24 protein-coding genes are annotated in these 25,459 nt (G+C 62.6%); 14 read left to right on the top strand and 10 right to left on the bottom strand.

Translation table 11 applies throughout. The annotated features are described in order from the left end of the window. Positions 1 to 47: 47 nt before the first annotated feature. The 3 genes from ACEN84_RS19250 to ACEN84_RS19240 all read right to left on the bottom strand — a co-directional run bounded on the left by ACEN84_RS19250 (position 48) and on the right by ACEN84_RS19240 (position 2,403). On the bottom strand, positions 48 to 533 hold the full coding sequence (locus ACEN84_RS19250) for a hypothetical protein (protein WP_413709574.1): 486 nt from the start codon (positions 531 to 533) through the stop codon (positions 48 to 50). A 28-nt stretch (positions 534 to 561) separates the two neighbouring features. Then, on the bottom strand, positions 562 to 1,239 hold the full coding sequence (gene rpe / locus ACEN84_RS19245) for a ribulose-phosphate 3-epimerase (protein ID WP_413709573.1): 678 nt from the start codon (positions 1,237 to 1,239) through the stop codon (positions 562 to 564). Between the two features lie 87 nt (positions 1,240 to 1,326). Beyond that, positions 1,327 to 2,403 (bottom strand): branched-chain amino acid ABC transporter substrate-binding protein, encoded by a 1,077-nt coding sequence (locus tag ACEN84_RS19240; protein WP_199629567.1) that lies wholly within the window; start codon positions 2,401 to 2,403, stop codon positions 1,327 to 1,329. Between the two features lie 171 nt (positions 2,404 to 2,574). Between ACEN84_RS19240 and ACEN84_RS19235 the strand changes: the two genes are divergently transcribed. From ACEN84_RS19235 to ACEN84_RS19205, 7 genes are read left to right on the top strand one after another with little or no spacing between them, the layout of a single operon-like run. Then, positions 2,575 to 3,069, top strand: a complete 495-nt coding sequence (locus tag ACEN84_RS19235) for a flavin reductase (RefSeq protein ID WP_112716435.1) — start codon at positions 2,575 to 2,577, stop codon at positions 3,067 to 3,069. Positions 3,070 to 3,090: 21 nt separating this feature from the next. Continuing rightward, entirely contained in the window at positions 3,091 to 4,020 is a 930-nt protein-coding gene (locus ACEN84_RS19230; RefSeq protein ID WP_413709572.1) for an AAA family ATPase, read from the top strand. Between the two features lie 3 nt (positions 4,021 to 4,023). Next, the gene (locus tag ACEN84_RS19225) at positions 4,024 to 5,286 is read left to right on the top strand and encodes a vWA domain-containing protein (RefSeq protein ID WP_413709571.1); all 1,263 of its coding nucleotides are present in this window, start codon (positions 4,024 to 4,026) and stop codon (positions 5,284 to 5,286) included. After that, positions 5,283 to 5,612 (top strand): XdhC family protein, encoded by a 330-nt coding sequence (locus ACEN84_RS19220; RefSeq protein ID WP_203428813.1) that lies wholly within the window; start codon positions 5,283 to 5,285, stop codon positions 5,610 to 5,612. Before ACEN84_RS19225 ends, ACEN84_RS19220 begins: the two co-directional genes overlap by 4 nt. Then, a complete protein-coding gene (locus ACEN84_RS19215) occupies positions 5,612 to 6,319 on the top strand; it encodes an XdhC family protein (RefSeq protein ID WP_413709570.1) in 708 nt (235 codons plus the stop codon). Before ACEN84_RS19220 ends, ACEN84_RS19215 begins: the two co-directional genes overlap by 1 nt. Further along, complete coding sequence (locus ACEN84_RS19210) at positions 6,316 to 7,950, top strand: NTP transferase domain-containing protein (RefSeq protein WP_413709569.1); 1,635 nt, start codon at positions 6,316 to 6,318, stop codon at positions 7,948 to 7,950. Before ACEN84_RS19215 ends, ACEN84_RS19210 begins: the two co-directional genes overlap by 4 nt. 1 nt (position 7,951) lies before the next feature. Next, on the top strand, positions 7,952 to 8,269 hold the full coding sequence (locus ACEN84_RS19205; RefSeq protein WP_112716423.1) for a TfoX/Sxy family protein: 318 nt from the start codon (positions 7,952 to 7,954) through the stop codon (positions 8,267 to 8,269). Here the strand turns inward: ACEN84_RS19205 and ACEN84_RS19200 are convergent, their stop codons facing one another. From ACEN84_RS19200 to ACEN84_RS19180, 5 genes are all read right to left on the bottom strand, one after another. After that, a complete protein-coding gene (locus ACEN84_RS19200; protein WP_413709568.1) occupies positions 8,270 to 8,692 on the bottom strand; it encodes an NUDIX domain-containing protein in 423 nt (140 codons plus the stop codon). 6 nt (positions 8,693 to 8,698) lie between these two features. Next, positions 8,699 to 10,189, bottom strand: a complete 1,491-nt coding sequence (locus tag ACEN84_RS19195; protein ID WP_413709567.1) for a DEAD/DEAH box helicase — start codon at positions 10,187 to 10,189, stop codon at positions 8,699 to 8,701. 157 nt (positions 10,190 to 10,346) lie between these two features. Further along, positions 10,347 to 11,654: a M23 family metallopeptidase gene (locus ACEN84_RS19190; protein ID WP_203428817.1), complete on the bottom strand. Its 1,308-nt coding sequence runs from the start codon at positions 11,652 to 11,654 to the stop codon at positions 10,347 to 10,349. 101 nt (positions 11,655 to 11,755) lie between these two features. After that, positions 11,756 to 12,580, bottom strand: coding sequence for a ferritin-like domain-containing protein (locus ACEN84_RS19185; protein WP_112716415.1), 825 nt, complete (start codon positions 12,578 to 12,580; stop codon positions 11,756 to 11,758). Beyond that, positions 12,577 to 13,050, bottom strand: a complete 474-nt coding sequence (locus tag ACEN84_RS19180) for a peroxiredoxin (protein ID WP_199629576.1) — start codon at positions 13,048 to 13,050, stop codon at positions 12,577 to 12,579. Before ACEN84_RS19180 ends, ACEN84_RS19185 begins: the two co-directional genes overlap by 4 nt. A gap of 117 nt (positions 13,051 to 13,167) precedes the next feature. On the opposite strand from ACEN84_RS19180, the gene ACEN84_RS19175 reads away from it, so the two are divergent. Then, entirely contained in the window at positions 13,168 to 16,569 is a 3,402-nt protein-coding gene (locus ACEN84_RS19175) for a DUF3971 domain-containing protein (RefSeq protein ID WP_413709566.1), read from the top strand. Positions 16,570 to 16,618: 49 nt separating this feature from the next. Here ACEN84_RS19175 and tyrS read toward each other — a convergent pair whose 3' ends face one another. Continuing rightward, positions 16,619 to 17,875: a tyrosine--tRNA ligase gene (gene tyrS, locus ACEN84_RS19170; RefSeq protein WP_413709565.1), complete on the bottom strand. Its 1,257-nt coding sequence runs from the start codon at positions 17,873 to 17,875 to the stop codon at positions 16,619 to 16,621. Positions 17,876 to 17,994: 119 nt separating this feature from the next. Here tyrS and ACEN84_RS19165 point away from each other — a divergent pair, with 119 nt between their 5' ends. Together ACEN84_RS19165 and ACEN84_RS19160 are read left to right on the top strand one after the other, a co-directional pair. Beyond that, positions 17,995 to 19,131, top strand: a complete 1,137-nt coding sequence (locus ACEN84_RS19165) for an anhydro-N-acetylmuramic acid kinase (protein ID WP_413709564.1) — start codon at positions 17,995 to 17,997, stop codon at positions 19,129 to 19,131. Beyond that, the gene (locus ACEN84_RS19160; protein ID WP_413709563.1) at positions 19,115 to 19,636 is read left to right on the top strand and encodes a GNAT family N-acetyltransferase; all 522 of its coding nucleotides are present in this window, start codon (positions 19,115 to 19,117) and stop codon (positions 19,634 to 19,636) included. Before ACEN84_RS19165 ends, ACEN84_RS19160 begins: the two co-directional genes overlap by 17 nt. Here the strand turns inward: ACEN84_RS19160 and ACEN84_RS19155 are convergent. After that, complete coding sequence (locus ACEN84_RS19155; protein ID WP_112716403.1) at positions 19,633 to 20,310, bottom strand: alpha/beta hydrolase; 678 nt, start codon at positions 20,308 to 20,310, stop codon at positions 19,633 to 19,635. The genes ACEN84_RS19160 and ACEN84_RS19155 overlap by 4 nt on opposite strands. A 203-nt stretch (positions 20,311 to 20,513) precedes the next feature. On the opposite strand from ACEN84_RS19155, the gene ACEN84_RS19150 reads away from it, so the two are divergent. The 4 genes from ACEN84_RS19150 to sufD all read left to right on the top strand — a co-directional run bounded on the left by ACEN84_RS19150 (position 20,514) and on the right by sufD (position 25,421). Next, on the top strand, positions 20,514 to 21,680 hold the full coding sequence (locus ACEN84_RS19150) for a cysteine desulfurase family protein (protein ID WP_413709562.1): 1,167 nt from the start codon (positions 20,514 to 20,516) through the stop codon (positions 21,678 to 21,680). Between the two features lie 144 nt (positions 21,681 to 21,824). Next, complete coding sequence (sufB, locus tag ACEN84_RS19145) at positions 21,825 to 23,294, top strand: Fe-S cluster assembly protein SufB (RefSeq protein WP_130278250.1); 1,470 nt, start codon at positions 21,825 to 21,827, stop codon at positions 23,292 to 23,294. A gap of 74 nt (positions 23,295 to 23,368) precedes the next feature. Further along, positions 23,369 to 24,124: a Fe-S cluster assembly ATPase SufC gene (sufC, locus tag ACEN84_RS19140; RefSeq protein WP_112716397.1), complete on the top strand. Its 756-nt coding sequence runs from the start codon at positions 23,369 to 23,371 to the stop codon at positions 24,122 to 24,124. Positions 24,125 to 24,146: 22 nt separating this feature from the next. After that, entirely contained in the window at positions 24,147 to 25,421 is a 1,275-nt protein-coding gene (sufD, locus tag ACEN84_RS19135; protein ID WP_413709561.1) for a Fe-S cluster assembly protein SufD, read from the top strand. The last annotated feature ends 38 nt before the right edge of the window (positions 25,422 to 25,459 follow it).

Here is a 25,459-nt window from a genome sequence, read left to right as displayed (position 1 = left end):
GGAGGTAAAACTTGCTGGCGCCCCTGTAGCAAAGACGGGCGGCAATCTCAACGCATGCGTTTCGCAAGGGTGAAACTGGTCAGCAGCAGGCAGGCAAGGCCGAAGGGCAGAAACAGGCGAACGCCGAGCACCGCAAACTGGTAGACGGCATTGGCGCCAGTGAAGATGAACTCGAAAATCCAGATGACGCTGCCGAATGGCGCGTGCCAGCGCGAATAGAAGATACGGTAGTCCATCGAGAACAGGAAGGCCGTCATCAGGATGGTACCGGCCGTCAAGCAGGCGAAGAAGGCGGCAAAGCGCGTTTCGACCGGGCGCTGCCAGGCGAAGAAGCGGGCAAGCGGCAACATGAAGGGCCAGGCGAACAGGCCGCCGAAGAAATAGAGCAGCGCGAGTTCAGCCAGGTGGCTGGTTTCGAAGCGGTTTCGGGCATAGAGCGCCGCCATTGCCGACGCCGTCATCATCAGTGCCCAGAGGAGGGCGCCTGCGAAGAAATCGGCGGCGGGCGGTTTGGCGGCGCGCAAGCGTTCCATCGTCAGAGCGAACCCGGGACGGCATGCATCATGCGCGGCCGGCTTCGGCAGCGCGGCGCAGGCCGTCGATCTCGGCGCGGTAGCCTTCCAGCGATCCCGCCTTGAAGATCGCCGATCCCGCGACGAGGACGTTGGCGCCGACTTTGCCGACGATCGGGGCGGTTTCGAGCGTCACGCCACCATCGACCTGCAGTTCGATCGGCCTGTCGCCGATCAGCGACTTGGCGGCGGCGATCTTGCCGGCCATGGCGGGAATGAATTTCTGGCCGCCGAAACCGGGATTGACCGACATGATGAGGATGAGGTCGATATCATCCAGCACGTTCTCGATGACGGAGAGCGGCGTTGCCGGGTTAAGGGTGACGCCGACCTTCTTGCCGAGATTGCGGACGGTCTGCAGCGAACGGTGCAGGTGCGGGCCGGACTCCGCATGAACGGTGATGCGGTCGCAGCCGGCCTTGGCGAAGGCTTCGAGATAGGCATCGACAGGCGAGATCATCAAGTGGCAGTCGAAGGTCGCATCCGTGTAGGAGCGGACCGACTTGATGACATCGGGGCCGAAGGAGATGTTCGGGACGAAATGGCCGTCCATGACGTCGAGATGGATCCAGTCGGCACCGGCCGCGGTCACGTCTCGAACTTCCTGGCCGAGCTTGGCGAAGTCGGCGGCGAGGACGGAGGGGGCGATGCGGATCGGCAGCGTCATGTGGAACTCTCTCTCGTTAAGATGCTCGCCGCGGATTTAGCAGTGCGCGGCGCAACGGGCAACTGATCGCAGCGCGATGACGCAGCCTCACTCCGAGGCGGCGCCGAGGATCTGGAAGGCGCCGTTGCGCCATTCCTGCAGGCGGTAGGGGTTGTCCGTCAGTTCGTGATTGGCGCCGAAGGTGACGGGGCCGATCGGGGTCATGAAATTCGTGCCGGTCAGGACATCGGCAAGCGGCTTGCCGTTTGCTGCCGTTACCGCCTGTTGGGCGATCGCCGCGGCTGCGGCGGCGGGAAGCACGTAGCCTTCCGGCTCGATGCCTTCAGCGCGCATTGCCTGCACGGTATCGCGGGCTTCCGGCTGGTTCGCATATTCCGCGATTGCGACGGCACGCACGCCATCTGCCAGTGCCAGCGGCTGATTGGCGGCGCGCATCGCATCGCCGCCGAGAATATCGAGCGGGATCTTTTCTGCTGCCGCATCGCGGGCGATGATCGCGACGTCGGAGCGGTCGCCGCCCACGAAGACCTTGGTGGCGCCGGCGCGCTTCAGCCGGCGAACAAGGGCGATCTGCTGTTCCTGGCCCGGCCGGTAGGTGTCGGTGAAGGCAGGCTTTAGCCCGTTCTGCTCCAGCGCGTTGCGGACGGCTTCGGTCAGTTCGCGGCCATGGATGGTGCCGTCCTCGATGAGCGCGATCGGGGCTGCTGCCCAGTCGCGGAGGATGACCTCGATGATCTTGGCGGCCTCGGCGCCATCAGGCGGGCCAAGGCGGAAGAGCGGCCATCCGTTCTTCAGCGAATCCTCCATCAGGATGCGCGAGCGGACAGAGACGGTGATTGCCGGGATATTGGCGTCCTTCAGCTTCGGCAGGGCGCCTTCGAGCGTCTCGCTGCAGAGGAAGCCGATGGCGATCTGGACCTTGGCACTGATGAGCTGGTCGGCGAGCGCTCCGCCGCTGTTTTCCTCGCAGCTCTCGTTGATCGCGACGAAGGTATTGCCGTCCCTGGTGATCTGAAAATTGGCGCCGGCGAAGACCTGGGTGCCGAGCTGCTGCAGGCTGCCGCCCTGTGGGGCGACGACGCCGATCGTCACGCCGGCTGCATGGCCCGCCGACGCCGCCACCAGCAGCATCGAAACAGCAGCTATGCCACGCAGAATATTCATAAAAGTCGCCGGCTCCTGACCTTCTTCATGCCCTTTTATCCGGCGATTGGTAATCGTCAAAGAAAAACAGCGGAATAGGCAGCATTTCGTCGCGTTCATTGTAGAAAAGGTAACCGATGACCGCCATATTAGCGGAAGAACAACAAGCGGCGAGGCCGCGGGAGACACCTTTTGTTGAGCAGACAGCCGATCGATCCCAAGCTTTATCGTGATGCCATGAGCCGTTTCGGCGGCCACGTGCAGCTCGTGACGACGGCGCTTGGCGATCAGGTGCGCGGCGTGACGATCACCGCCGCCTGTTCGGTCTCCGACAGTCCGGCCTGCGTGCTCGTCTGCCTCAATAATTCCAACCCGAAGAACGAGATCTTCTTCCGCAGCGGCATCTTCGCTCTGAATACGCTGGGCGCCCATCATCAGGGGCTGGCCGATGCGTTTTCCGGCCGCACGCAGCTCAGCAACGAAGAGCGGTTCGCGACCGGCAAGTTCGAGAAGCTGGTAACCGGTGCGCCGGTGCTTTCCGACAGCTTGGCCTCCTTTGATTGCCGCGTCATGGAAATCAAGGAGATGTCGACCCATCACGTCATCTTCGGCGAGGTCGTCGGCGTCCGCTTCGACGAAACAAAACCGGCTCTCCTCTATATGAACCGGGACTATCACACGCTATAACTTCCCCAAAAGGGAGGAGACATGGCTGATCAGACCGCGCCGATTCTGCCGCAGTCGATCGACGAGACGATCGCGCTGCTCGGCGGGCAGGACTATCTTGCGGGCCGGGCGCTCGGCACCGTGCTTTTCCTGGCATTGAAGATGAAGCGGCCCCTGTTTCTCGAGGGTGAGGCGGGCGTCGGCAAGACCGAGATCGCCAAGGTTCTGTCAAAGGCGCTCGGGCGCCCGCTGATCCGGCTGCAATGTTACGAGGGGCTGGATGTCGCCTCCGCCGTCTACGAGTGGAACTACCCGGCACAGATGCTGGAAATCCGGCTGGCGGAAGCATCGGGTCTGACGGACCGCGGACGGATCGAATCCGATATCTTTTCCGAGCGCTATCTGATCCGGCGTCCGGTACTGCAGGCACTGTTCTCCGAAAATGGCCGTGCCCCGGTTTTCCTGATCGATGAGCTCGACCGTACCGACGAGGCCTTCGAAGCGTTCCTCCTTGAAGTGCTCTCGGATTTTCAGGTGACTATTCCTGAGCTCGGGACGATCAAGGCCGCCGAGCCGCCTATCGTCATCATCACCACCAACCGGACGCGCGAGGTGCATGACGCGCTGAAGCGGCGGTGCCTATACCATTGGGTCGATTATCCGCAGGCGCAGCAGGAGCTGGAGATCATCCGCCGCAAGGTGCCTCACTGCAACGAAACGTTGTCGCGCGAAATCGTTGCTTATGTGCAGCGCCTGAGGACGCTTGATCTCTTCAAGAATCCCGGTGTAGCCGAGACGATCGATTGGGCGACGGCGCTGACCGAGCTCGACCGGCTGGCACTCGATCCCGAGACCATTTCCGACACGATTGGCACGCTCCTGAAATATCAGGACGACATCGCCCGTATCCAGGGCGGGGAGGGTGCGCGGGTGCTGAAAGACGTGCAGGACGAATTGCGGGCAGCGGGATAGGCGATGCAGGGCGGAAAGGCTGAAGATGGTATCGTCGTTCCGCCGCTTCCGCTGGGTGACGGCCGGTTTGCCGATAATATCGTTTTCTTCGGACGGACGCTGCGCAAGGCAGGACTGAAGGTTGGCCCCGCGGCGATTGCCGACGCCATCGAGGCGGTGGAAGCCATCGGCATGGGATCGCGCGACGAGTTTCATGCGGCGCTTTCGGCCGTCTTCGTCAAGCGGCACGAGGATGCTGCCGTCTTCGACGAGGCATTCCGGCTCTTTTGGCGCTCCCGAAATCTCGTCGAGAAGATGATCGCGATGATGTCGCCGCAGGCGCCGGATACGCGGGAGAAGGAAAAGCAGAAGCCCGGCGAGACGCGCGCCAGCGATGCGCTGCTCGGCGACCGCCGCCCCGATAAACCGCCGCGTGAAGAGCCCGATATCGAGATCGACGCGCGTTTCACGACTTCGGGCAACGAGATCATCCGGCGCATGGATTTCGCGCAGATGTCGGCGGCAGAGATGGCGCTCGCCAAGAAGGAGCTGTCGCGGCTACAGCTGCCGCTCGATCGTGTCACCACCAGGAGATTCAAGCCGTCGCATCGCCACGCGACGGTCGATCCCCGTGCAACGATGCGCGCCGCACTTCGCACCGGCGGGTCGCTGATCCTGCCGCGCTACCGCGAGCGCAAGGAGATACAGCCGCCCTTGGTGGTGCTTGCGGATATCTCGGGCTCCATGAGCCAGTACACGCGGATCTTCCTGCATTTCCTGCATGTGCTGACGGAGCGGCGGCGCCGCGTCAGCACCTTTCTGTTCGGGACGCGGCTCACCAACGTGACGCGGCAGATGCGCAACAAGGATCCGGATCAGGCGCTGGACGAATGCGCGGCTGCCGTCAACGACTGGTCGGGCGGAACGCGGATCGGCGAAACGCTGCACGAGTTCAACCGGCTCTGGGGGCGCCGCGTCCTGGGTCAGGGCGCCGTGGTGCTGCTGATTACCGATGGGCTGGAGCGCGAAGGCGTCGAGCAACTTTCGGCCGAAATGGACCGATTGCACCGCTCCTGCCGGCGGCTGATCTGGCTCAACCCGCTGCTGCGCTTCGACGGATTCGAGCCGCGGGCGCGCGGCGTTCGCGCCATGCTGCCGCATGTTGACGAATTCCGACCGGTTCACAATCTATCTTCCTTGAGCGACCTTGCTGCGGCGCTCGGTTTCGGACGCGCCGGTACCTACGAACCGCGGCGCTATCTGGAGCGATTGAGAGGCCCGGCATGAGCGAAACGTCTATCGGCCTCGATCCGCTGGTGACGGCGGAAGCCTGGAGGAAGAGCGGCCGCGATGTGGCGATCGCGACCGTCATCGAGACATGGGGGTCTGCGCCGCGCCCGGCCGGCAGTCATCTGGTGATCGATGCCGACGGGAATTTCGAAGGCTCGGTTTCCGGCGGCTGCGTCGAAGGCGCGGTCATCACTGAAGCGCTCGACGTCATCGGCAGCGGCGAGGCGAAGATGCTGGAATTCGGCGTTGCCGACGAGACGGCCTGGCGTGTCGGGCTTTCCTGCGGCGGGCGTATCCGCGTCTATGTGGAAAGGCTCGGCTGATGGAGCTTGCGACGCTCGAGAGGCTGAATGCCTGCCGGCAGGCGCGGATCGCGGCCGTCCTGGTCACCGATCTCGGTGGTGGCCGGGCGAGCGTCGTTGCGGAAGGTGATCAGATCGATGGGGCGCTTGGCGAGGCGGTGGCTACGGCCTTTCGCTCCGGGCGCTCCGGTGTGATCGAGGCTGATGGCGGGCGCTACTTCCTCAATGTCCATCTGCCACCGGCCGCCATCGTCATCATCGGTGCGGTCCATATCAGCCAGGTGCTTGCGCAGATGGCGGCGCTTGCAGGCTTTGACGTCAGGATCATCGATCCCAGGACGGCCTTCGCGACGCCGGAGCGTTTCGCCGGGATCGATCTCACGGCCGATTGGCCCATCGACGTCTTGAAGGACAAGCCGCTCGACGCCTATACGGCGCTGGTCGCGGTGACGCACGATCCGAAGATCGACGACTTCCCGATTGCAGAGGCGCTGCGCCGAGGCTGTTTCTATGTCGGGGCGCTCGGTAGCCGGAAGACCCATGCGTCGCGTATCGAGCGGCTGAAGGCCGAGGGCTTTCCAGATGAGGCGCTAGCACGCATCAACGGACCGATCGGGCTCCATATCGGCGCCGCCAGTCCCGCGGAAATCGCCGTTGCAATTCTGGCGCAGATCATCGAGGCGTTGCGCTCGCGCGATGTCGTGTCGCCGAAGGGTGACATGCGATGAAGTTCGGCGAATTTCCGGTGGCCGGTGCTGAAGGGCTGATGCTCGCACATGCGGTGAAATTGCCGGAGCGGACCTTGCACAAGGGGCACCGCGTGTCGCCGGCGGATATCGAGGCGCTCAACAGCGCCGGTATCGCCAGCGTCACCGCAGCGCGGATCGAAGACGGGGATCTTAGCGAAGACGAGGCTGCTCGCCAGCTCGCCGCAGCGATTGCGCCGGATCATCTGCGCTTCTCCGAGGCTGCAACGGGGCGGGTGAATGTCTATGCGGCGGCCGACGGCCTCTTCGTCGCCGACCGCGATGTCGTCGATCGCGTCAACCGGATCGATCCGGCGATCACGCTTGCCTGCCTCGCCGACCATGCACGCGTGAGGGCGGGCGACATGGTGGCGACGTTCAAGATCATTCCGCTGGCTGTGCCGGGCCGCAAGGTGGAGGCAGCGTGCGAGGCTTTGAGGGCGGCCGTTGCCTTCGAGGTCAAGCCCTTTGCCGACTACGCGGTATCGCTTGTCGCCACCGAACTGCCATCGCTGAAGCCTGCGGTGATGGACAAGACGGCGCGCATTCTGGCGCATCGGCTTGCGGCATCCGGCAATCGGCTGGTCCGCGAGCAGCGCGTGGCGCACCGGAGGGATGCCGTTGCCCTTGCAATCAGTGAGGCCATGAGCGCCACTGATCGCTTGCCGAAGCTTGTGATCGTCTTTGGGGCCTCGGCGGTGATCGATGAGGACGATGTGATCCCGGCGGCGATCCGGCAGGCGGGCGGCGAGATCCTCAGCGTCGGCATGCCGGTCGATCCCGGCAACCTGATGGTGCTCGGGCGGATCGGCGAGACCTATGTCGTGGGGGCGCCGGGCTGCGCGCGGAGCCCGAAGGAGAATGGCTTCGATTGGGTCCTGGATCGCATCCTGGCGGGCGAGAATCCCGATGCGCGCGATCTGACGGGCATGGGTGTGGGAGGGCTTCTGATGGAAATCGAGACACGGCCGCGGCCACGCGACAGCGCCGAGGAGCATCACCGGCCGGTGACGGTTGCAGCCGTCATCCTGGCTGCCGGCAAAGCCAGCCGGATGGGCGAGGGCGGCGCGCACAAGCTGCTGGCCGAATTCGATGGCGAGCCGCTGGTGCGCCGCGCTACGGAGACTGCGCTCTCTGCCGACGCGGCATCGGTCATCGTCGTGACCGGTCACCGGCGGAGCGAGATCGAGGCTGCGCTCTCCGGATTGGATGTCACGGCCGTCGAGAACCCGGATTATGCATCTGGCATGGCAAGCTCGTTGATCTCCGGATTTTCGGCCTCGTCTGCGCGTGATGCGGATGGCGTTCTCGTCATGCTCGCCGATATGCCAGGCGTGACGTCCGCCGATCTCGACGCGCTGATCGCGGCCTTCCGTGCGGCTTCCGGGCGTGCGATCGTCCGTGCCGTCTCTCGCGGCAAGCGCGGCAACCCGGTCATTCTTCCGCGATCGCTCGGCGATGCCGTGATGCGGCTTGAAGGCGATGTCGGGGCGCGGCATATCATCGAGACATCGGGGCTGCCGGTGATCGATGTCGATATCGGCGATGCTGCGCACCTGGACGTGGATACGCCTGAGGCCGTTCTGGCGGCCGGTGGCATTTTGAGGGGATAGAATGGATACGGCGGCGATCGAGGAAATGTTTCAGGGGCTCGGCCCTGTCACCATAAAGCGGATGTTCGGCGGCAAGGGGATCTATCACCTCGGCCGGATCGTCGCGATCGAGCTGCGCGATGAAATGCTCCTGAAGGCCGACGAGAAAAGCGCACCGGAATTTGCAGATGCCGGCGCCATCCAATGGTCCTACGAGGGCAAGAAGGGCAATCCGGTGAAGATGCCCTACTGGTCGATCCCCGAGAATGCCTATGACGATCCGGATGAGATGGCGAAATGGGTCAGGCTTGCCTATGAGGCAGCGCTGCGGGCGGAATGATCAGGAGAGCGCTGTGTCGGGAAGCAGCGCGATTGCGGCTGCGGCAAATTCCGACAAAGGCTGCGGCAGTTCGCTAAGGTCAAACCAGCCGAAATCGGTGAGCTTGTCCGGCTCGGTCAGCTGAGGTTCGCCCTCGAAGCTTTCTGCCAGATAGAGGAGTGAGATCCAGTGCTGCTTGTCGGCGGCGCTCAGGACTTCCGATGGTCCGAGAAGCCTGACCTTGCCGATCGCAAGGCCGGTTTCTTCTTCCGCCTCACGGCGTGCGGCGTCTGCCGCCCGCTCCATCAAATCGACCTTGCCGCCCGGAATGCTCCAGTGGCCCGGTTCCGGCGGCTTGACGCGCTTGTAGAGCAGAATTTTTCCGTCACGCACAATCACCAGGCCTACACCGAGGCCTGGGAAGTCGATGCCCGGCTTCCCCATAAGGGATCAGGCCTTGGCGCCGGCTGCAATCAGCATGAACGCCGGGATGTCGTCACCGAAACCGACCGGAGTCGGGCCGTCATCGTGATCGCGATAGCGGCGGCGATCGCGGGAGTCGTCGTTTGCCGGGTAAGGGCGAGCGTGGCGCGTGTTGTTCTGCTGCTTGTTTTCTGCTTTGCGCTCTTGCTTCACGCTTTCGACCTTTGCTGGTGCTGCTGCTTCAACGACTTCGGCGGCATTATCTTCCGCGGCGATATCAGATTTATGACCACGGCGATCCTTGCCGCGGCCACGGTCCCTGTCGCGATCACGGCCGTTGCGGCGAGGACGATCGCTTTCCTTGCTTTCCTCAGCGGGAGGCAGGGCGTTGAGATCGCCGTTCAGCCACTCGACTTTCTCGCCGATCAGCTTTTCGATCGCATCGGAAAACTTCGTGTCGCGCTTGGTGACCAGCGTGAACGCGGCACCGGTGCGGCCCGCACGGCCGGTACGGCCGATGCGGTGGACATAGTCTTCCGAATGGATCGGTACGTCGAAGTTGAAAACGTGGCTCACATCAGGAATGTCGAGGCCACGAGCAGCCACGTCGGAGGCTACCAGGAGCTGGAGCTGGCCGTCGCGGAAATTCTGCAGCATTGTCGTGCGCGAACGCTGGTCCATGTCGCCGTGCAGGGCGCCGACGGAAAAGCCGTGGCGTTCCAGCGAACGGAAGAGATCAGCGACATCCTTCTTGCGGTTGCAGAAGATGATCGCGTTTTTCAGGTCTTCCTGGGCGCGGATGAGATCACGCAGGGTAGCGCGCTTTTCGTAGTCCTTGCCATGGGTGGCAACGAAGCGCTGGGTAATGGTCTTGGAAGCCGATGCCGGCTTTGCGACTTCGACACGTTCCGGGTTCTGCAGGAAGCGGTCCGCGAGCTTCTGGATTTCTGGCGGCATCGTTGCCGAGAAGAACAGCGTCTGCCGCGTGAACGGGATCAGCTTGGCGATGCGCTCGATATCCGGGATGAAGCCCATGTCGAGCATGCGGTCGGCTTCGTCGATGACGAAGATCTCGACTGCGGACATCAGGAGCTTTCCACGCTCGAAATGGTCGAGCAGGCGGCCGGGCGTGCAGATCAGAACGTCTGCGCCACGCTCAAGCTTGCGGTCCTGGTCTTCGAAGGACACGCCGCCGATCAGCAGGGCCACGTTGAGGCGGTGGTTCTTGCCGTACTTTTCGAAGTTTTCTGCAACCTGGGCCGCGAGTTCTCGCGTCGGCTCCAGGATCAGCGTACGGGGCATGCGAGCGCGGGCGCGGCCTTTTTCCAGCAGCGACAACATTGGCAGAACGAAGGACGCCGTCTTGCCCGTACCCGTCTGCGCGATGCCGCAAATATCGCGGCGCTGCAGGGCAAACGGGATCGCGCCCGCCTGAATAGGGGTTGGGGTCGTGTAGCCGGCGTCGGTAACGGCGGAAAGCACTTTTTGGCTCAGGCCAAGATCAGCAAATGTCGTCAAAGGGAAAACTATTTCCGTTCAGGTTCGGCCGAACTCTGGCTGAGTCGGCGGGATTGCATGCCGCAATGCAGCGCGACATATTCCCAAACGGCTTGCAAGTCAAGGAATACGGGCCTTGCAGCCCTTGCACAGGTAAAGCTGTGGTTACTGCGTTTGGTTATTTTATATAGGTCGCGAGTTTCAACCCTGCATTCATGAAATACATCGGATCAACGGCCCGGCCGTTCTGGCGTACTTCGTAGTGCAGATGCGTGCCCGTCGAGCGGCCCGTGCTGCCGGCAAGACCGATGACATCGCCGCGATCGACGGTATCGCCAACCTTGACCAGAATTTGCGACATGTGACCGTAGCGGGTCGAAATGCCGTTGCCGTGATCGACCTCGACCATGTTGCCGTAGCCGCCGGTCCAGCCGGCATTGATGACCTTGCCGGGTGCGGTCGGGCGAACCTTTTCGCCGGGGGCGAAGCGGAAATCGATGCCGGAATGCAGGGCAAGCCGGCCCAGGAACGGGTCACGGCGGTTGCCGAAAGGGCTGGTAATGTCCTTGCCGATGCCGGGATTGCGGAAGGGCAGGGATTCGGCGGTATTGCGCACGGCCTCGAGGCGCGTCAGCGCCGTATCGAGCTGTGCCAGCGAATTGTTGAAATCGTCGTCGCTCTCGGGCTCGACATAGGGACCGCCGACTGCGCTGTCGTCGTCGGCCTTTGCCGTCTGCTGCGGCACCTGAATGCTGAAGCGGTTCAGGACGGTGGAAATGGCATCGGCGGCGTCGCCTGCATCTGCCGTCAGCTGATCGACCCGCGAACGCTGGTCTTCTTCGACGCCTTTCAGCGACAGCGTCACCTTGGAAAACAGACGGTCGGCCCGATCGCCGACGGTTTCAGGCGCGGGAACATAGGCGAGCGTGGTATTGTCGGGCGTCGCATCGGCCGGTTCGCTATTGCCGGTCAGCAGCTTGTTGATAGCTTCCGCGCCGCCGGAGAGCGAGGCCCGCTTGTCCTTGGCATCGGGAGCGAAGGATTGCGCGGCAGGCGCCGGTTCTTCCTTGCCTGTCAGGCCGGAGCTTTCGGCGCGGTCGAGCAGCGAGCCGAGCTTGCCGTGGCGCGAGGTCAGCGCCATCTGCTGTTCCATCAGCTTGTCGACCTTGTCCTCGACGACCTGCTGGTCGAGCAGCTGACGGGAGGTGACGCGGTCGACCTGGGCGCGGAGCGCGGCAATGCGGTCTTCATAATCATGCTGCATGCGGGCCTGACGGGCCATGGTGGCGCCGATCAGATCGTCGCGGAGCACGAGATAGGAAGTGGCGAGAAGATAGCCGATGGCGAAGACGCCGACGAAGCAGAAGGCGAGGGCCGCCATCCAGGGCTTGACCGTCATGTGACGGACCTTGTCGCCACTGGCGAGAATGAGGATATGTTCCTGTGAACGCTTGCCGAATACGCGCTGGTGCTGTGCATGCGTCACGGAGAATCTCCCAATTGATGCGCCCGTGCCTCGATTGGGTTGATTACACACCGTTAAGGTTAATAAATTGCTTCTTTCGTTAATGTGAATGCACGCAATGGTTACGCATTGCTTGTCGATGTCAATGACCGGTAGAAGGATGGCGTGAGGCCGGCTTCGGCGCGCGCCAGGTCATTGAAGGGCGGTTTCAGCGGTCCGCGAAAATTGGCGCGCACCAGTTCCCTGAAGGTCTGGGCGGGATCGCGGCGCTCGCGGGCGCAGAGAAAGCGGAACCATTTGGCGCCGATCGCCACATGGCCTTTCTCGTCATTGTAGATCACGTCAAGCACGGCAGCGCTGTCGAGATCGCCGGTCTCGCGCATCTTCGCCTGCAGCGATGGCGTCACGTCAAGTCCGCGGGCCTCGAGGATGAGCGGGACGACGGCGAGCCGCGCCGTCAGATCGTTGCGGGTCGAGTGGGCGGCCTGCCAGAGACCGTCATGGGCGGGCATGTCGCCATAATCGGCGCCGAGATCGCGCAGGCGGTCGCGCACCATGCGGAAATGCTTGGCCTCCTCGAAAGCCACCTGCATCCAGCCGTCGAAGAAGGAGTTCGGTACCGGCTCTGTGGCGAAGCGGGCGACGATGTCGAGCGCGAGATCGACGGCATTGAGCTCGATATGGGCGATTGCATGCAGCAGCGCGATGCGGCCGTGGACGGTATGCAGCGAGCGCTTCTGAACTTGAGTCGGCGGCACGAGCGCCGGTTTTTCGGGGCGGCCGGGCCGCTCCGGAAGTGCGGCATCGAGCGGCGAGCGCAGCGATATCTTGCGGGCGAACCAGCGGGTGGCGGCTTCCTGGGCGAGCGCCGTCTTGCGATCGAGATCGGCTGAGCGGATGGCGTCGATCGCGCCACCTCTCAGCGATGTCATCTGCAAAGCGGTCATGCCGCGAGGTCCAGCACGGCCTTCAGAACGGCTTCGGCGTGGCCTGGAACCTTGACCTTCTGCCAGATGGTGGCGATCGTGCCGTCGGCGCGGATCAGGAAGGTCGTGCGCTCGACGCCCATATAGGTGCGGCCGTACATGCTCTTCTGCTTCCAGACGCCATAGGCCTGCAGCACGGTCTTTTCCTCATCCGATGCGAGTGCGACGGCAAGGTTATGCTTCTTGATGAAACGGTCGTGGCATTTGACCGAATCAGGCGACATGCCGACGAGCGCCGCACCTGCCTTTTCAAACTCGGCGGCGAGTTCGGTGAAGCCGATCGATTCGGCCGTGCAGCCTGCCGTGTCATCCTTGGGATAGAAGAACAGAACCAGAGGCTTGCCTTTGAATTCCGTCAGCGATACGCGGCCGCCGCCATCACGCGGGAGGTTGAAGTCCGGGGCTTCGGCGCCGATACCGATATCCGCCATGTGGAAACCTTTCTTTTGCCGGGTTTATGAGTGACACTGAACCTGGCCGATATATATTGGGCGAGTATCCGGCGAGCTAGACCGGAAAATAAGAATTCAAGGAGTTACCCAAGGCGTATGTCGGCCATCCGCGGCGAAAAGGTTACGTTTCGCAAGAAAGACATCGTCGCTTTGCATGAACTCCCCTCGGCGCAAGCCGAGGATCCGATGATCGTGCATTGCCCGCCGCCGCGCTCCCGGCTGCGGCGCACCGCCGGCTGGACCGGTGCCTGCTTTGCTCTCCTCTTCATCATCATTGCCGCGATCGTCGGCGTGATCGAAAGCGGCATGATCGATACGGCGCTGTCGAAGCAGGCGCAGATGGCGCTGAACAACGCGATGGGGCCGCGCTACAAGGCCGAGGTGGGCTCGACGGTGGTGCGCTTCACCTCCGGCCTGCGGCTGGCGCTGGAGGCCCGCAACGTCAACCTGATCGATCAGCAGAGCGGCGAACATCTGTCGACCGTCGAAGCGATGCGCATGGCGCTCGATCCACTGGCGCTGTTTCGCGGGCGGATCGCCATCACCGATGTCGAGGCGGAGGATATCGCGCTCGATACGGCGCTGCTGCCTGCCGGTAATCCCATCAAGCTCGACAATCTTCGCGTCGACGAAGTGCCCCAAGCGCTCGAATCGGCATTCTCGCATCTCGACCTATTCGACAGTTTCGCCCAGCGCGGCGGCACGGACAGCGTCCGCATATCGGGAATCAACGTCAAGCTGGCCGATACGGCGAACGGACCGGTGTCGCTTGTGATCGACGATCTCGTCTTTGCCCGGCCGACCGATCATTCGCTGCAGCTGACCGGCGAAATCGCCATCAACGGCCAGCCGGCGACGCTCGACGTTCAGGCGGAAAGGCTGGGCGACAAGACCCAGCGCTTCACCGCCAAGCTCAGCCATGCCGACCTGACGCCGTTTGCCATCAAGCGAAACGTGCTGGGTGAGATCCGCCAGGGCATCAACGCTTTCGCCGACATCAACATTTCGGCTGTCAGGGACGGCGAGGGCACCGATCCGTCGTTGACGACCGGCGTGACGCTGGCGCCGGGGCTGATCTATGTCGATGGCGACCAGCAGCAGCTGAGTGGCGGCCAGATCAATCTGAACTACGATTTCAAGAAGGAAACGATCGAGATAGCCCGGTCGCAGGGGCAATTCGGCGCGACAACCGTTCCCTTCAACGGCGGCCTGATCGACCTCGACCGGCTGGATCCGACAGCCGGCAAGGGCTTCGGCATCGATCTCTTGGTCAGTGGTGGCAGCGCTTCTCCTGTCGGATCCGGCGAGCAGCCGGTGCCGTTCGATATCCAGACGAGCGGCCGCTTCATGGTCGCGACCAAGGAGCTGCAGTTCCCCGGCATCACGGTATCGACACCGCTCGGACAGCTCTATGGCTCGCTGCATGCGAAATTCGGTGACGTTTCGCCGGAGATCAGCTTCGTCGGCCAGTCGCAGCAATTGCAGACGGCGGCGATCAAGCAGCTCTGGCCGTTCTGGATGGCGCCGAAGGCCCGTGACTGGGTGCTGAAGAACCTGTTCGGCGGCACGGTCTCCGACGCCTCGATTTCCGTTTTCATCCCCTTCGGGCGCCTCGACGAGGCCGTCGGCAAGGGGCTGAAGCTCGATGAGAACCAGATCAAGATCGCTTTCGATATCGCCAATGCCCGGATGAATGTCGCCGGCGAAATTCCGCCGATCCGCGATACTTCGGCGCATTTCGACCTGAAGGGGCCGCGGGCGACGATCTCGATCAAGAGCGGCACGTCTTTCTTTGCCTCCGGGCGTTCGGTCAATCTTGGTGCTGGCAGCTTCGTGCTGCCGTCGACCTATGACAAGCCGCTGATGGCGGAGATGCAGCTTGGCATATCGGGCTCAGCTGATGCCGTGGGTGAGCTTCTCACCTACAAGCCGATCCAGGTGCTGCAGCGCGCCGGTCTCGCGCCACAAGACCTGAACGGCAAGATCAATGCCACCGTGCAGGCTCGCTTCGGCCTGGTCAGCGCACAGAATCCACCGCCGCCGGACTGGAAGGCTTCGATGCAGCTTTCTGGCGTCGATGTCGGCAAGCCGATCTCCGGGCGCAAAATCACCAATCTGGACGGGACGCTGAATGGCGATCCGAAGCAGGTGACGCTCGACGGCAAGGGGCAGATCGATGGCGTGCCGGCGGAGATTTCGCTGCTGGAACCGGTCGAGAAGAATTCGGGCATCACCCCGCAGCGCGTCATCGCGGCGACGCTGACAAACGACCAGCGCGAGAAGCTGCTGCCGGGCCTGTCGGATATCATCGACGGCAGCATCAAGGTCGAGCTGACGCGGATCGACGAAGAGCGGCAGTCCGTCGATCTCGACCTGTCGCGCGCCGCCCTGCAATTGCCGTGGGTCGGCTGGGCGAAGGGCAGCGGCATTCCAGCAGAGGCGACGTTCGAGGTCTCCGGCCCTGCAGAGAACACGCAGGTCAAGAATTTCAAGCTCAAGGGCGACGGCTTTGGTGCCAGCGGATCGCTGAACGTCGCGAAGGGCGGGCTGACATCTGCCGATTTCGACAGCGTCAAACTCTCGTCGCTCGACGATTTCGCCATCTCGATCCGCCGCAGCAAGGGCGTTTTCGACGTTTCTGTCTCCGGTGATACCGCCGATGCGCGGCCAATCCTGGCGCGTCTGAAAAACGGCCAGAACGGCAGCGGCGACGATGGCGGCGGCGACAGCAAGGGCGGTGATATCACCGTGCGCGCCAAGCTCGGCCAGATCGTCGGCTTCAACGACGAACGCGTGCGCGGCCTCGATGCGCTCTACATGATGCGCGACGGCGAATTGCAGGTGCTGAACCTCTCCGGTGTCACCGACAGCGGCGAGGCCGTCGTGACGCAGATGAAGGACGGGCGCGTGCTCAACATCACCACCGGTGACGCGGGATCGGTGTCGCGCTTTGCCGATTTCTACAAGCATATGCGCGGCGGTCTGCTCAACATGACCGTACGTTTCGGCCCGCGCGGCTGGGACGGCTCGGCGGATGTGCGCCGCTTCCAGATCGTCAACGAAGACCGGCTGCGGTCGATCGTGGCAACCCCCGTCGGCAAGGATCAGCGAAGCCTGAATGCCGCCGTGAAGCGTGAGATCGATACGTCGGCGCAGCGCTTCCAGCGCGGCTTTGCCCGTATCGTCTCGCAGGGCGGTACCGTCACCATCGAGAACGGCGTGGTGCGCGGCGAGCAGATCGGCGCGACCTTCCAGGGCGTGATCCGCGATACCAAGGGTAACATGGACATGACCGGCACCTTCATGCCGGCCTACGGTCTGAACCGGCTATTCGCCGAACTGCCGGTCATCGGCATCATTCTCGGCAACGGTACCGACCGCGGCCTGATCGGCATCACCTTCAAGCTGACCGGCAAGTTCGACAAGCCGAACCTGCAGATCAACCCGCTGTCGATCATCGCCCCTGGCGTCTTCCGCAACATCTTCGAGTTTCAATAAAAAAGCCGGCGCGTGGCCGGCTTCTTTTCAATCAGATTATCCGGACTGCTCAGGCAGCGGGGCGGATCAGGATGTGCTTCTTCTTACCAAGCGACAGCTTGATCACGCCATCAGCGGTGATCTCGGCACTGCCGATCACCGTGCGTTCGTCGCTGATCGCCTGATCGTTGATGCGCACGGCACCGCCCTGGACATGGCGGCGTGCTTCGCCATTCGATGCGGCGAGGCCGGCGCGGACGATGAGCGACAGCAGGCCGAGACCGGCATCGAGTTCGGCGGCCGGAATTTCCACCGACGGAAGGTTGTCCGAGAGAGCGCCTTCTTCGAAGGTCTTGCGGGCGGTTTCAGCCGCCTGTTCTGCGGCGGCACGGCCGTGCAGGATGGCGGTGACTTCCGTCGCGAGGATCTTCTTGACCTCGTTGATCTCCGAACCTGCCAGCGCCGAGAGGCGGGCGATCTCGTCCATCGGCAGCGTCGTGTAGAGCTTGAGGAAGCGCGATACGTCAGCGTCCTCGGTGTTGCGCCAATACTGCCAGAAATCGTAGGCCGAGAGCATGTCGGCGTTCAGCCAGACAGCGCCGGTCGCCGACTTGCCCATCTTGGCGCCGGATGCGGTCGTCAGCAGCGGCGAGGTCAGCGCGTAAAGCTGCTGCGTCCCCATGCGGTGACCGAGGTCGATACCGTTGATGATGTTGCCCCACTGATCCGAACCACCCATCTGCAGACGGCAATCATAACGCTCGGCCAGCTCGACGAAATCGTAGGCCTGCAGGATCATGTAGTTGAATTCGAGGAAAGAGAGCGACTGCTCGCGATCCAGGCGCGTCTTGACGCTATCGAAGGAGAGCATGCGGTTGACCGAGAAATGGCGGCCGACATCGCGCAGGAATTCGAGGTAGTTGATCGAACGCAGCCATTCGGCATTGTTGATCATCAGGGCGTCCTTCGCGCCTTCACCGTAGGTGAGGTAGTTCGAGAACACGCGCTTGATGGAGGCGATGTTGCTCTCGATCGTGTCGACCGTCATCAGCTGGCGCGACTCTTCCTTGAAGGAGGGATCGCCGACCATGCCGGTACCGCCGCCCATCAGCGAGATGGCGCGGTGGCCGGTTGCCTGGAACCAGTGCAGCATCATGATCTGGATCAGCGAGCCGGCATGAAGGCTCGGCGCCGTCGGATCGAAGCCGATATAGGCCGTCACGGTTTCCTTGGCGAGCAGATCGTCGAGGCCGGATTCATCGGAGACCTGATGAATGAAGCCGCGCTCTTTCAGGGTGCGCAGGAAATCGGATTTGAACTCGGACATGACTTCGTCTCTTGAGGCTTCGGAGGGAATTGAGATCGGCACTTGTTGAAGCGCCGCGGCGCGTTTAGCACTGTTTTGCCGAAAGTGCACTATTCGGCGGCACAGTTTTTGGAGGAAGCATGCCCGGAGTGAGAACCGCGATCGGCCTGATGAGCGGCACGTCGATGGATGGGATCGATGTGGCGTTGCTGCGGACCGATGGCGACGGCTTCGTCGAGCGCGGTCCGTTTCTCGGCGTTTCCTATGATCCGGCTTTTCGCGAACGGCTGAAAACGGCACTCGAGCAGGCGAAGGCGATCAAGAACCGGCAGGAACGGCCGGGCGATCTCGCGGCCATCGAACGGGAGCTTACGCAGCGTCACGCAGCTGCCGTTAGGGAGTTTTTGCAACAGAATGCAATGGAGGCCGGCGCTATCGACGTTCTCGGCTTTCACGGCCAGACCGTCCTGCACCGGCCGGACGAGGCCTTGACCGTTCAGATTGGCGACGGCGCGCTTCTCGCCCGCGAGACCGGTATTGCGACGGTTTACGACATGCGGGCGAACGATATGGTGCATGGCGGCCAGGGCGCGCCGCTCGTGCCTGCCTATCACGCTGCGCTGGCCGCCAATATCAGCAATGCCAAGATGCCGGTCTGTTTCGTCAATATCGGCGGTATCTCCAACCTGACCTATGTCGGCGCCGATGGTACGGTGATCGCCTATGACAGTGGCCCCGGCAACACGCTGATCGATCAGTGGGTGGAGGCCCATGCCGGGGTCCCATTCGACCAGGGCGGCATGATCGCCTCAGAGGGCCATGTCGTCAGCGAATTGGCCGAGCGCTATCTCGCGAGCCCGTTCTTTACCGCGGCAAAACGGCGATCGCTCGATCGCAATGATTTCCTGCCGCCACAGGGACGGGAGGCGGAGCTTGCCGATGGCGCACGCACGCTTGCCTATGTAGCGGCGGCATCGATCATCAAATCGGCCGGTCACCTGCCGGTGACGCCGGCGCTCTATGTGATCTGCGGTGGCGGACGGCTGAACAGGGTGATCATGCGCGATCTTGCGCAGCTGGCTGCAGAGCATCAGGCGACGGTGATCTCGGCGGAAGAAGCCGGTTTCAACGGCGACGCGATGGAGGCGGAGGCTTGGGCTTATCTGGCCGTGCGCTCGCTCGAGGGGCTGCCGTTGACCTATCCGGGCACGACGGGTGTCCGGGAAGCGGTCAGCGGTGGTGTGCTGACGGAGGCTATCGGTGCAAACAATTCTTGAGACGGAGCGGCTGCAGTTCGTGATGTGGCAGCCGGACGAGGCACCGTTGGTTCATGCCCTGCATTCGACGCTGGCGACGAGCCGCTTCATGTCGGGTGGCCTGCCTTGGACGATGGAACGCTGCCAGTCGCGCATCGAGCAGTGGATCGACGAGCAGGACGATGATGGCACGACGAAATACAAGGTCGTGGCCAAGAGCGACGGGCGCTTTGTCGGCCGTGCCGGGATCTCCCTGCATGACGAGGAGGCGCGCGAGTTTGAGCTCGGCTACGCATTCCATGAGGACGAGTGGGGAAAGGGCTATGCGACGGAGGCGGCGCGGGGACTGATCGCCTGGTTCCTCGGCAAGGGCTTCAGCGACCGCTTGATCGCCTTCACGCATCCGGAGAATTTTGCTTCCCAGCACGTGCTGCGCAAAGCCGGCATGCGGGAGATCGAGCCGAGGCTGATCGATGGCTTCGTGGCGCCGACCTTCGAGATCGGCGCCAGCGAGATCAAGGCTTAGCGAATGCGCTTGGCAGCCGGTTCCGGCACCAGTTCGCCGTTCAGGCGGCGGTCGAGGTAATCCTCGCACTCGGCCATCAGTGGCTCGACCTGGCCGTTGAAGAAGTGGTTGGCACCCGGAACGGTGCGGTGGGTGATCAGAATACCCTTCTGGGTCTTCAGCTTTTCGACGAGGCCGTTGACGTCCTTTTCCGGGGCGACCTTGTCCTGCTCGCCGTTGATGATCAGGCCGGAGGACGGGCAGGGCGCCAGGAACGAGAAGTCGTAGGTGTTCGGCTGCGGGGCGATCGACATGAAGCCTTCGATCTCCGGGCGGCGCATCAGGAGCTGCATGCCGATCCACGAACCGAAGGAGTAGCCGGCGACCCAGCAGGTCTTCGAATCGGGATGCAGGCTCTGCACCCAGTCGAGTGCCGAGGCGGCATCCGAGAGCTCGCCGGCGCCGTGGTCGAATTCACCCTGGCTGCGGCCGATTCCGCGGAAATTGAAGCGCAGTGTCGTGAACCCGCGCTTCTGGAACATGTAGAAGAGCTGGTAGACGATCTGGTTGTTCATCGTGCCGCCGAACTGCGGGTGCGGGTGCAGGATGAGGGCAATCGGTGCGCTTTTTTCCTTGGAGGGCTGGTAGCGGCCTTCAAGACGGCCGGCAGGGCCGTTGAAAATGACTTCGGGCATCGGTACTCCGGGTTTTATTTTCGCGTTCGGACTGCGCAGACTTGACGGACGTTGTCAGCTTTTCTAAAACGCAGTTTAGAACAATTCGAAACTTTGCATGGCACGCCACGCAGTGTGAAAGTGTCATAAGGCAAGCCCGGCGGAAATTTCAAGAAAAATGAGCCGGACCACCGAAGCAGAAACCAAGCGCAGGACTTGAGATCATGGCGCCGCCCCGCCTTTATCTTGACTGGAACGCGACATCGCCGCTGCATCCCGCAGTGCGCGAAGCAGTTTTGCGCGCCATGGATCTGTTCGGCAACCCCAATTCCGTGCATGGCGAGGGACGTGCCGTTCGCGCCGCAATCGAAGGCGCGCGTCGCGAGGTTGCCTCCCTTGTCGGGGCCGAGCCCGCGCATGTCATTCTGACGAGCGGTGCGACCGAAGCCGCCAATATGGTGCTGACGCCGGAATTCCGCATGGGGCGCACGCCGCTCGCGGTCGGTCATCTCTATTACAGCGCCGTCGAGCATCCCGCTGTTCGCGAGGGTGGGCGCTTCCCGAAGGACAAGACCACCGAGATTCCGGTGACGTCGGATGGTACCGTCGATCTTGCGGCGCTTCAGGGCCTGCTTGCCGGTCACGATGCCTCATCCGGTCTGCCGATGGTGGCGATCATGCTCGTCAATAACGAGACTGGGATCGTCCAGCCGGTTCGCGAGGCAGCCGAGATCGTCAAGGCGCATCGCGGCCTTCTCGTCGTCGATGCCGTGCAGGCCGCGGGACGGATTGAGATCGATATCAATGCGCTCGGCGCCGACTTTCTGATCCTGTCGTCGCACAAGCTCGGCGGGCCCAAGGGCGCCGGCGCTCTGGTGTCGCGCGGCGAGATCCTGATGCCGAAGCCGCTGATCCATGGCGGCGGGCAGGAAAAGGGTCACCGGTCGGGGACAGAGAATTCGCTTGCCGTCATCGGCTTCGGTGCGGCTGCCGCACAGGCGCGATCGGATTTCAGCGAACGGAACGACCGGATCGCGGCCTTGCAGGCGCGGCTTGAAAGCGGCATGCGGGCAGCGGCACCCGATGTGGTGATCTACGGCGCCGATCGCGCGCGTGTCTCGAACACGACGTTCTTCACGCTGCCGGGCCTGAAGGCCGAGACCGGCCAGATCGCCTTCGATCTCGAAGGTGTGGCGCTTTCGGCGGGCTCTGCCTGTTCGTCCGGCAAGGTCGGCGAGAGCCATGTTCTCGTTGCCATGGGCCATGACCCGAAGCTCGGCGCGCTGCGCATTTCGCTCGGCTTTGCGACCAGCGACGAGGATATCGACCGGGCGCTTGCCGCGTTCGGAAAAATTGCCGGACGGCGCAGGCCGGCCGGGGAGGCGGCCTGACCGTCTCACAAAATTGCGGAAACGGAAATTTCCGCTTGCCATCAGGGCTGAAAAGGCCCTTTTGGCCCACTACATAAGGGGCAATCAGAAAATTGCCCGCACGACAGCCTGCCGGACCTTTAGCCGGCGAGATTGGAGAACGACATGCCAGCCGTACAAGAAACGGTTGATCGCGTCCGCGAGATCGACGTCGATCAGTACAAATACGGTTTCGAGACCATCATCGAAATGGACAAGGCACCCAAGGGCCTGTCCGAAGATATCATCCGCTTCATCTCCGCCAAGAAGCAGGAGCCGGAATGGATGCTCGAATGGCGCCTGGAAGCCTACAAGCGCTGGCTGACGATGGAAGAGCCGAACTGGGCGCGCGTCGATTACCCGAAGATCGATTTCAACGACATTCACTATTACGCCGCGCCGAAGAGCACGCCGGGTCCGAAGTCGCTTGATGAAGTCGACCCTGAAATCCTCAAGGTCTACGAGAAGCTCGGCATTCCCCTGAAGGAACAGGAAATCCTGGCCGGTGTCGAGAAGCCGCGGATCGCCGTCGATGCCGTCTTCGACAGCGTCTCCGTCGTCACCACCTTCAAGGAAGAGCTGAAGAAGGCCGGCGTGATCTTCATGTCGATCTCCGAAGCGATCCGCGAGCATCCGGAACTGGTTCAGAAATATCTGGGCTCGGTCGTTCCGACCTCCGACAACTACTATGCGACGCTGAACTCGGCCGTCTTCACCGACGGTTCGTTTGTCTTCGTGCCGAAGGGCGTTCGCTGCCCGATGGAACTGTCGACCTACTTCCGCATCAACGAGAAGAATACCGGCCAGTTCGAGCGCACGCTGATCATCGCCGAGGAAGGCGCCTACGTGTCTTACCTCGAAGGCTGCACGGCGCCGCAGCGCGACGAAAACCAGCTGCATGCTGCCGTCGTCGAGCTCGTTGCTCTCGATGATGCCGAAATCAAGTATTCGACCGTTCAGAACTGGTACCCGGGCGACGCCCAGGGCAAGGGCGGCATCTACAACTTCGTGACCAAGCGTGGCGATTGCCGCGGCGACCGTTCGAAGATTTCGTGGACGCAGGTCGAAACCGGTTCGGCGATCACCTGGAAGTATCCTTCGTGCATCCTGCGCGGCGATGACTCTAGAGGCGAATTCTACTCGATCGCCGTTTCCAACGGTCATCAGCAGATCGATTCCGGCACCAAGATGATCCATCTCGGCAAGAACACGTCGAGCCGCATCGTCTCGAAGGGTATTGCCGCCGGCGTTTCGCAGAACACCTATCGCGGCCAGGTCTCGGCCCACCGCAAGGCTTCGAACGCCCGCAACTTCACGCAGTGCGACTCGCTCCTGATCGGCGACAAGTGCGGCGCCCATACGGTGCCTTATATCGAGGCGAAGAACTCGACCGCGCAGTTCGAGCACGAGGCGACCACCTCGAAGATCTCCGAAGACCAGCTCTTCTACTGCCTGCAGCGCGGCATCCCAACCGAAGCGGCGATCGCCCTGATCGTCAACGGCTTCGTCAAGGAAGTCCTGCAGGAACTGCCGATGGAATTCGCCGTCGAAGCGCAAAAGCTGATCAGCATCTCGCTTGAGGGGTCTGTCGGCTGACGCCGTCTCTGCATTGATTATTCGAGGGCGCGGTTGGGCGCGCCCGTTTCCGAACGCTTTTATGGAACAAGAACATGCTTGAAATCAGAAACCTGCACGCCCGTATCGCCGAAGACGGCACCGAGATCATCCGTGGTTTGAACCTGACGGTGAAGGCTGGCGAGATTGCCGCGATCATGGGGCCGAACGGCTCGGGCAAGTCGACGCTCTCCTACATCCTGTCGGGCCGCGAAGACTACGAAGTCACCGAGGGCGATATCCTCTATAACGGCGAGAGCATTCTCGAGCTCGACGCGGCTGAGCGCGCTTCCAAGGGCATTTTCCTGGCCTTCCAGTATCCGGTCGAAATTCCGGGCGTTGCCACGATGCAGTTCCTCAAGGTGGCGATGAACGAGCAGCGCAAGGCTCGCGGCGAAGAAGAGCTGAAGACGCCTGACTTCATGCGCCTCGTCAAGGACGCTGCCGCCAAGCTGCAGATCAACCCCGATATGCTGAAGCGCCCGCTGAACGTCGGCTTCTCCGGCGGCGAAAAGAAGCGCGCCGAGATTCTGCAGATGGCGCTGCTGCAGCCGCAGCTCTGCGTGCTCGACGAAACCGACTCCGGTCTCGACATCGACGCCCTGAAGATCGTTGCCGATGGCGTCAACGCGCTGCGTTCGCCCGATCGCGCCGTGATCGTCATCACCCACTATCAGCGCCTGCTCGACTACATCGTTCCCGACACCGTTCATGTTCTCTACAAGGGCCAGGTGATCAAGTCGGGCGACAAGACGCTGGCACATGAGCTGGAAGCCAACGGTTATGCCGACATCATCGGAGCGGCAGCCTGATCAGGGCGGAAAGGATGTGTCCATGAACATGCAGACCACGAGCCGCCTGACCGCCGCGGAAGCTGCGCTCATCGAGGCTTTCAACAATCAGTTCGGCGAGCTGCCGGGCGACGGCGCGGTCACCGCGACGCGCGACCGCCTGCTCGACGACATCAAGAAGTCCGGCCTGCCGACGCGCCGCGTCGAGGCCTGGCACTATACCGACCTCAAGAACCTGCTGCGCGCCATCCCGGCCGTTGCCGGTGACGCTGCCTCGAAGACGGTGAAGCCGCTCGTCGAGGGCTCTTCGGTGCTTTCGATTGTCCAGGGCCATGTCGATGCCAAGGCTTCGGTCGGCGGTATCGAGATTTCGAGCTATGCCCAAGGCCTGCTCGATGGTTCGGCTGCGACCTCTCTCGGTGCGCTTGGCGCCGACGATGCGGTTGGCCGGATCAACGGCAGCTTCGTGCGCGACGGCTATGTGATCGACATTCCGGCCGAGACCGAACTCGAGCAGCCGCTCGAGATCGATATCGTCCATGCCGGCGGCCAGATCCATACGCGTCTTCCGGTCACCTTCGGCGCCGGCGTCAAGGGCACGGTCATCGAGCGTCACCTGTCGGTGACCGCGGATGCGGCGCTCGTGTCCCATGTCAGTGACATCACGATCGGCGACGGCTCGGACCTCACCTGGATCATCCTGCAGCAGCAGGGTGGTGACGACACGCATCTCGGCCAGATCCGCATCGATCTCGGCGCCGATGCGAAGCTGAAGCTCTTCGTCATCAATGCCGGCGGCAAGCTGGTGCGCCAGGAGCTGCATATCAAGGCGACGGGCGAGGGTTCCGACCTGACCCTGCGCGGCATCAACCTGCTCGGCGGCGAAACCCATACCGACGTCACCATGGTTCTCGGCCATAACGTGCCGAATACCGGTTCGACGGAAATCATCCGCAACGTCGTCTTCGATCGCGCCAAGGGCGTGTTCCAGGGCATGATCCGGGTTGCCCCGGATGCCCAGAAGACCGACGCCAAGATGGCCTGCAACACGCTGCTGATGTCCGATGATGCCGAGTTCTCCGTCAAGCCGGAGCTCGAGATCTTCGCCGACGACGTGCAGTGCGGCCACGGTGCGACGGTTGCCGATATCGACAGCAACCACCTCTACTACCTGATGGCTCGCGGCATTCCGGAGAACAAGGCGCGGGCGATGCTCGTCAACGCCTTCGTCGCCGAGATCGTCGAGGAGCTTGAAGACGAGGCTCTGGTGGATGCCCTGGAAGGCATCATCTCCGCCTGGCTTGAAAAGCACGCTTGAGTTACGGCGGAGGGGCAATCTCTCCTCCGTCATCCTCG

This window comes from Rhizobium sp. Rhizsp82, assembly GCF_047325115.1.
Taxonomy (GTDB): Bacteria; Pseudomonadota; Alphaproteobacteria; order Rhizobiales; family Rhizobiaceae; genus Rhizobium.
The sequence above is the reverse complement of the archived record's forward strand: the minus strand, read 5'-3'. Positions and strand labels throughout refer to the sequence as shown.

Bases quoted from the DNA above. Each gene is read 5' to 3' on its own strand.
- ACEN84_RS19250 (WP_413709574.1), bottom strand. From the start codon at position 533: ATGGAACGCTTGCGCGCCGCCAAACCGCCCGCCGCCGATTTCTTCGCA.
- rpe (WP_413709573.1), bottom strand. From the start codon at position 1,239: ATGACGCTGCCGATCCGCATCGCCCCCTCCGTCCTCGCCGCCGACTTC.
- ACEN84_RS19240 (WP_199629567.1), bottom strand. From the start codon at position 2,403: ATGAATATTCTGCGTGGCATAGCTGCTGTTTCGATGCTGCTGGTGGCG.
- ACEN84_RS19230 (WP_413709572.1), top strand. From the start codon at position 3,091: ATGGCTGATCAGACCGCGCCGATTCTGCCGCAGTCGATCGACGAGACG.
- ACEN84_RS19225 (WP_413709571.1), top strand. From the start codon at position 4,024: ATGCAGGGCGGAAAGGCTGAAGATGGTATCGTCGTTCCGCCGCTTCCG.
- ACEN84_RS19220 (WP_203428813.1), top strand. From the start codon at position 5,283: ATGAGCGAAACGTCTATCGGCCTCGATCCGCTGGTGACGGCGGAAGCC.
- ACEN84_RS19215 (WP_413709570.1), top strand. From the start codon at position 5,612: ATGGAGCTTGCGACGCTCGAGAGGCTGAATGCCTGCCGGCAGGCGCGG.
- ACEN84_RS19210 (WP_413709569.1), top strand. From the start codon at position 6,316: ATGAAGTTCGGCGAATTTCCGGTGGCCGGTGCTGAAGGGCTGATGCTC.
- ACEN84_RS19205 (WP_112716423.1), top strand. From the start codon at position 7,952: ATGGATACGGCGGCGATCGAGGAAATGTTTCAGGGGCTCGGCCCTGTC.
- ACEN84_RS19200 (WP_413709568.1), bottom strand. From the start codon at position 8,692: ATGGGGAAGCCGGGCATCGACTTCCCAGGCCTCGGTGTAGGCCTGGTG.
- ACEN84_RS19185 (WP_112716415.1), bottom strand. From the start codon at position 12,580: ATGACCGCTTTGCAGATGACATCGCTGAGAGGTGGCGCGATCGACGCC.
- ACEN84_RS19180 (WP_199629576.1), bottom strand. From the start codon at position 13,050: ATGGCGGATATCGGTATCGGCGCCGAAGCCCCGGACTTCAACCTCCCG.
- ACEN84_RS19175 (WP_413709566.1), top strand. From the start codon at position 13,168: ATGTCGGCCATCCGCGGCGAAAAGGTTACGTTTCGCAAGAAAGACATC.
- tyrS (WP_413709565.1), bottom strand. From the start codon at position 17,875: ATGTCCGAGTTCAAATCCGATTTCCTGCGCACCCTGAAAGAGCGCGGC.
- ACEN84_RS19165 (WP_413709564.1), top strand. From the start codon at position 17,995: ATGCCCGGAGTGAGAACCGCGATCGGCCTGATGAGCGGCACGTCGATG.
- ACEN84_RS19155 (WP_112716403.1), bottom strand. From the start codon at position 20,310: ATGCCCGAAGTCATTTTCAACGGCCCTGCCGGCCGTCTTGAAGGCCGC.
- ACEN84_RS19150 (WP_413709562.1), top strand. From the start codon at position 20,514: ATGGCGCCGCCCCGCCTTTATCTTGACTGGAACGCGACATCGCCGCTG.
- sufB (WP_130278250.1), top strand. From the start codon at position 21,825: ATGCCAGCCGTACAAGAAACGGTTGATCGCGTCCGCGAGATCGACGTC.
- sufC (WP_112716397.1), top strand. From the start codon at position 23,369: ATGCTTGAAATCAGAAACCTGCACGCCCGTATCGCCGAAGACGGCACC.
- sufD (WP_413709561.1), top strand. From the start codon at position 24,147: ATGAACATGCAGACCACGAGCCGCCTGACCGCCGCGGAAGCTGCGCTC.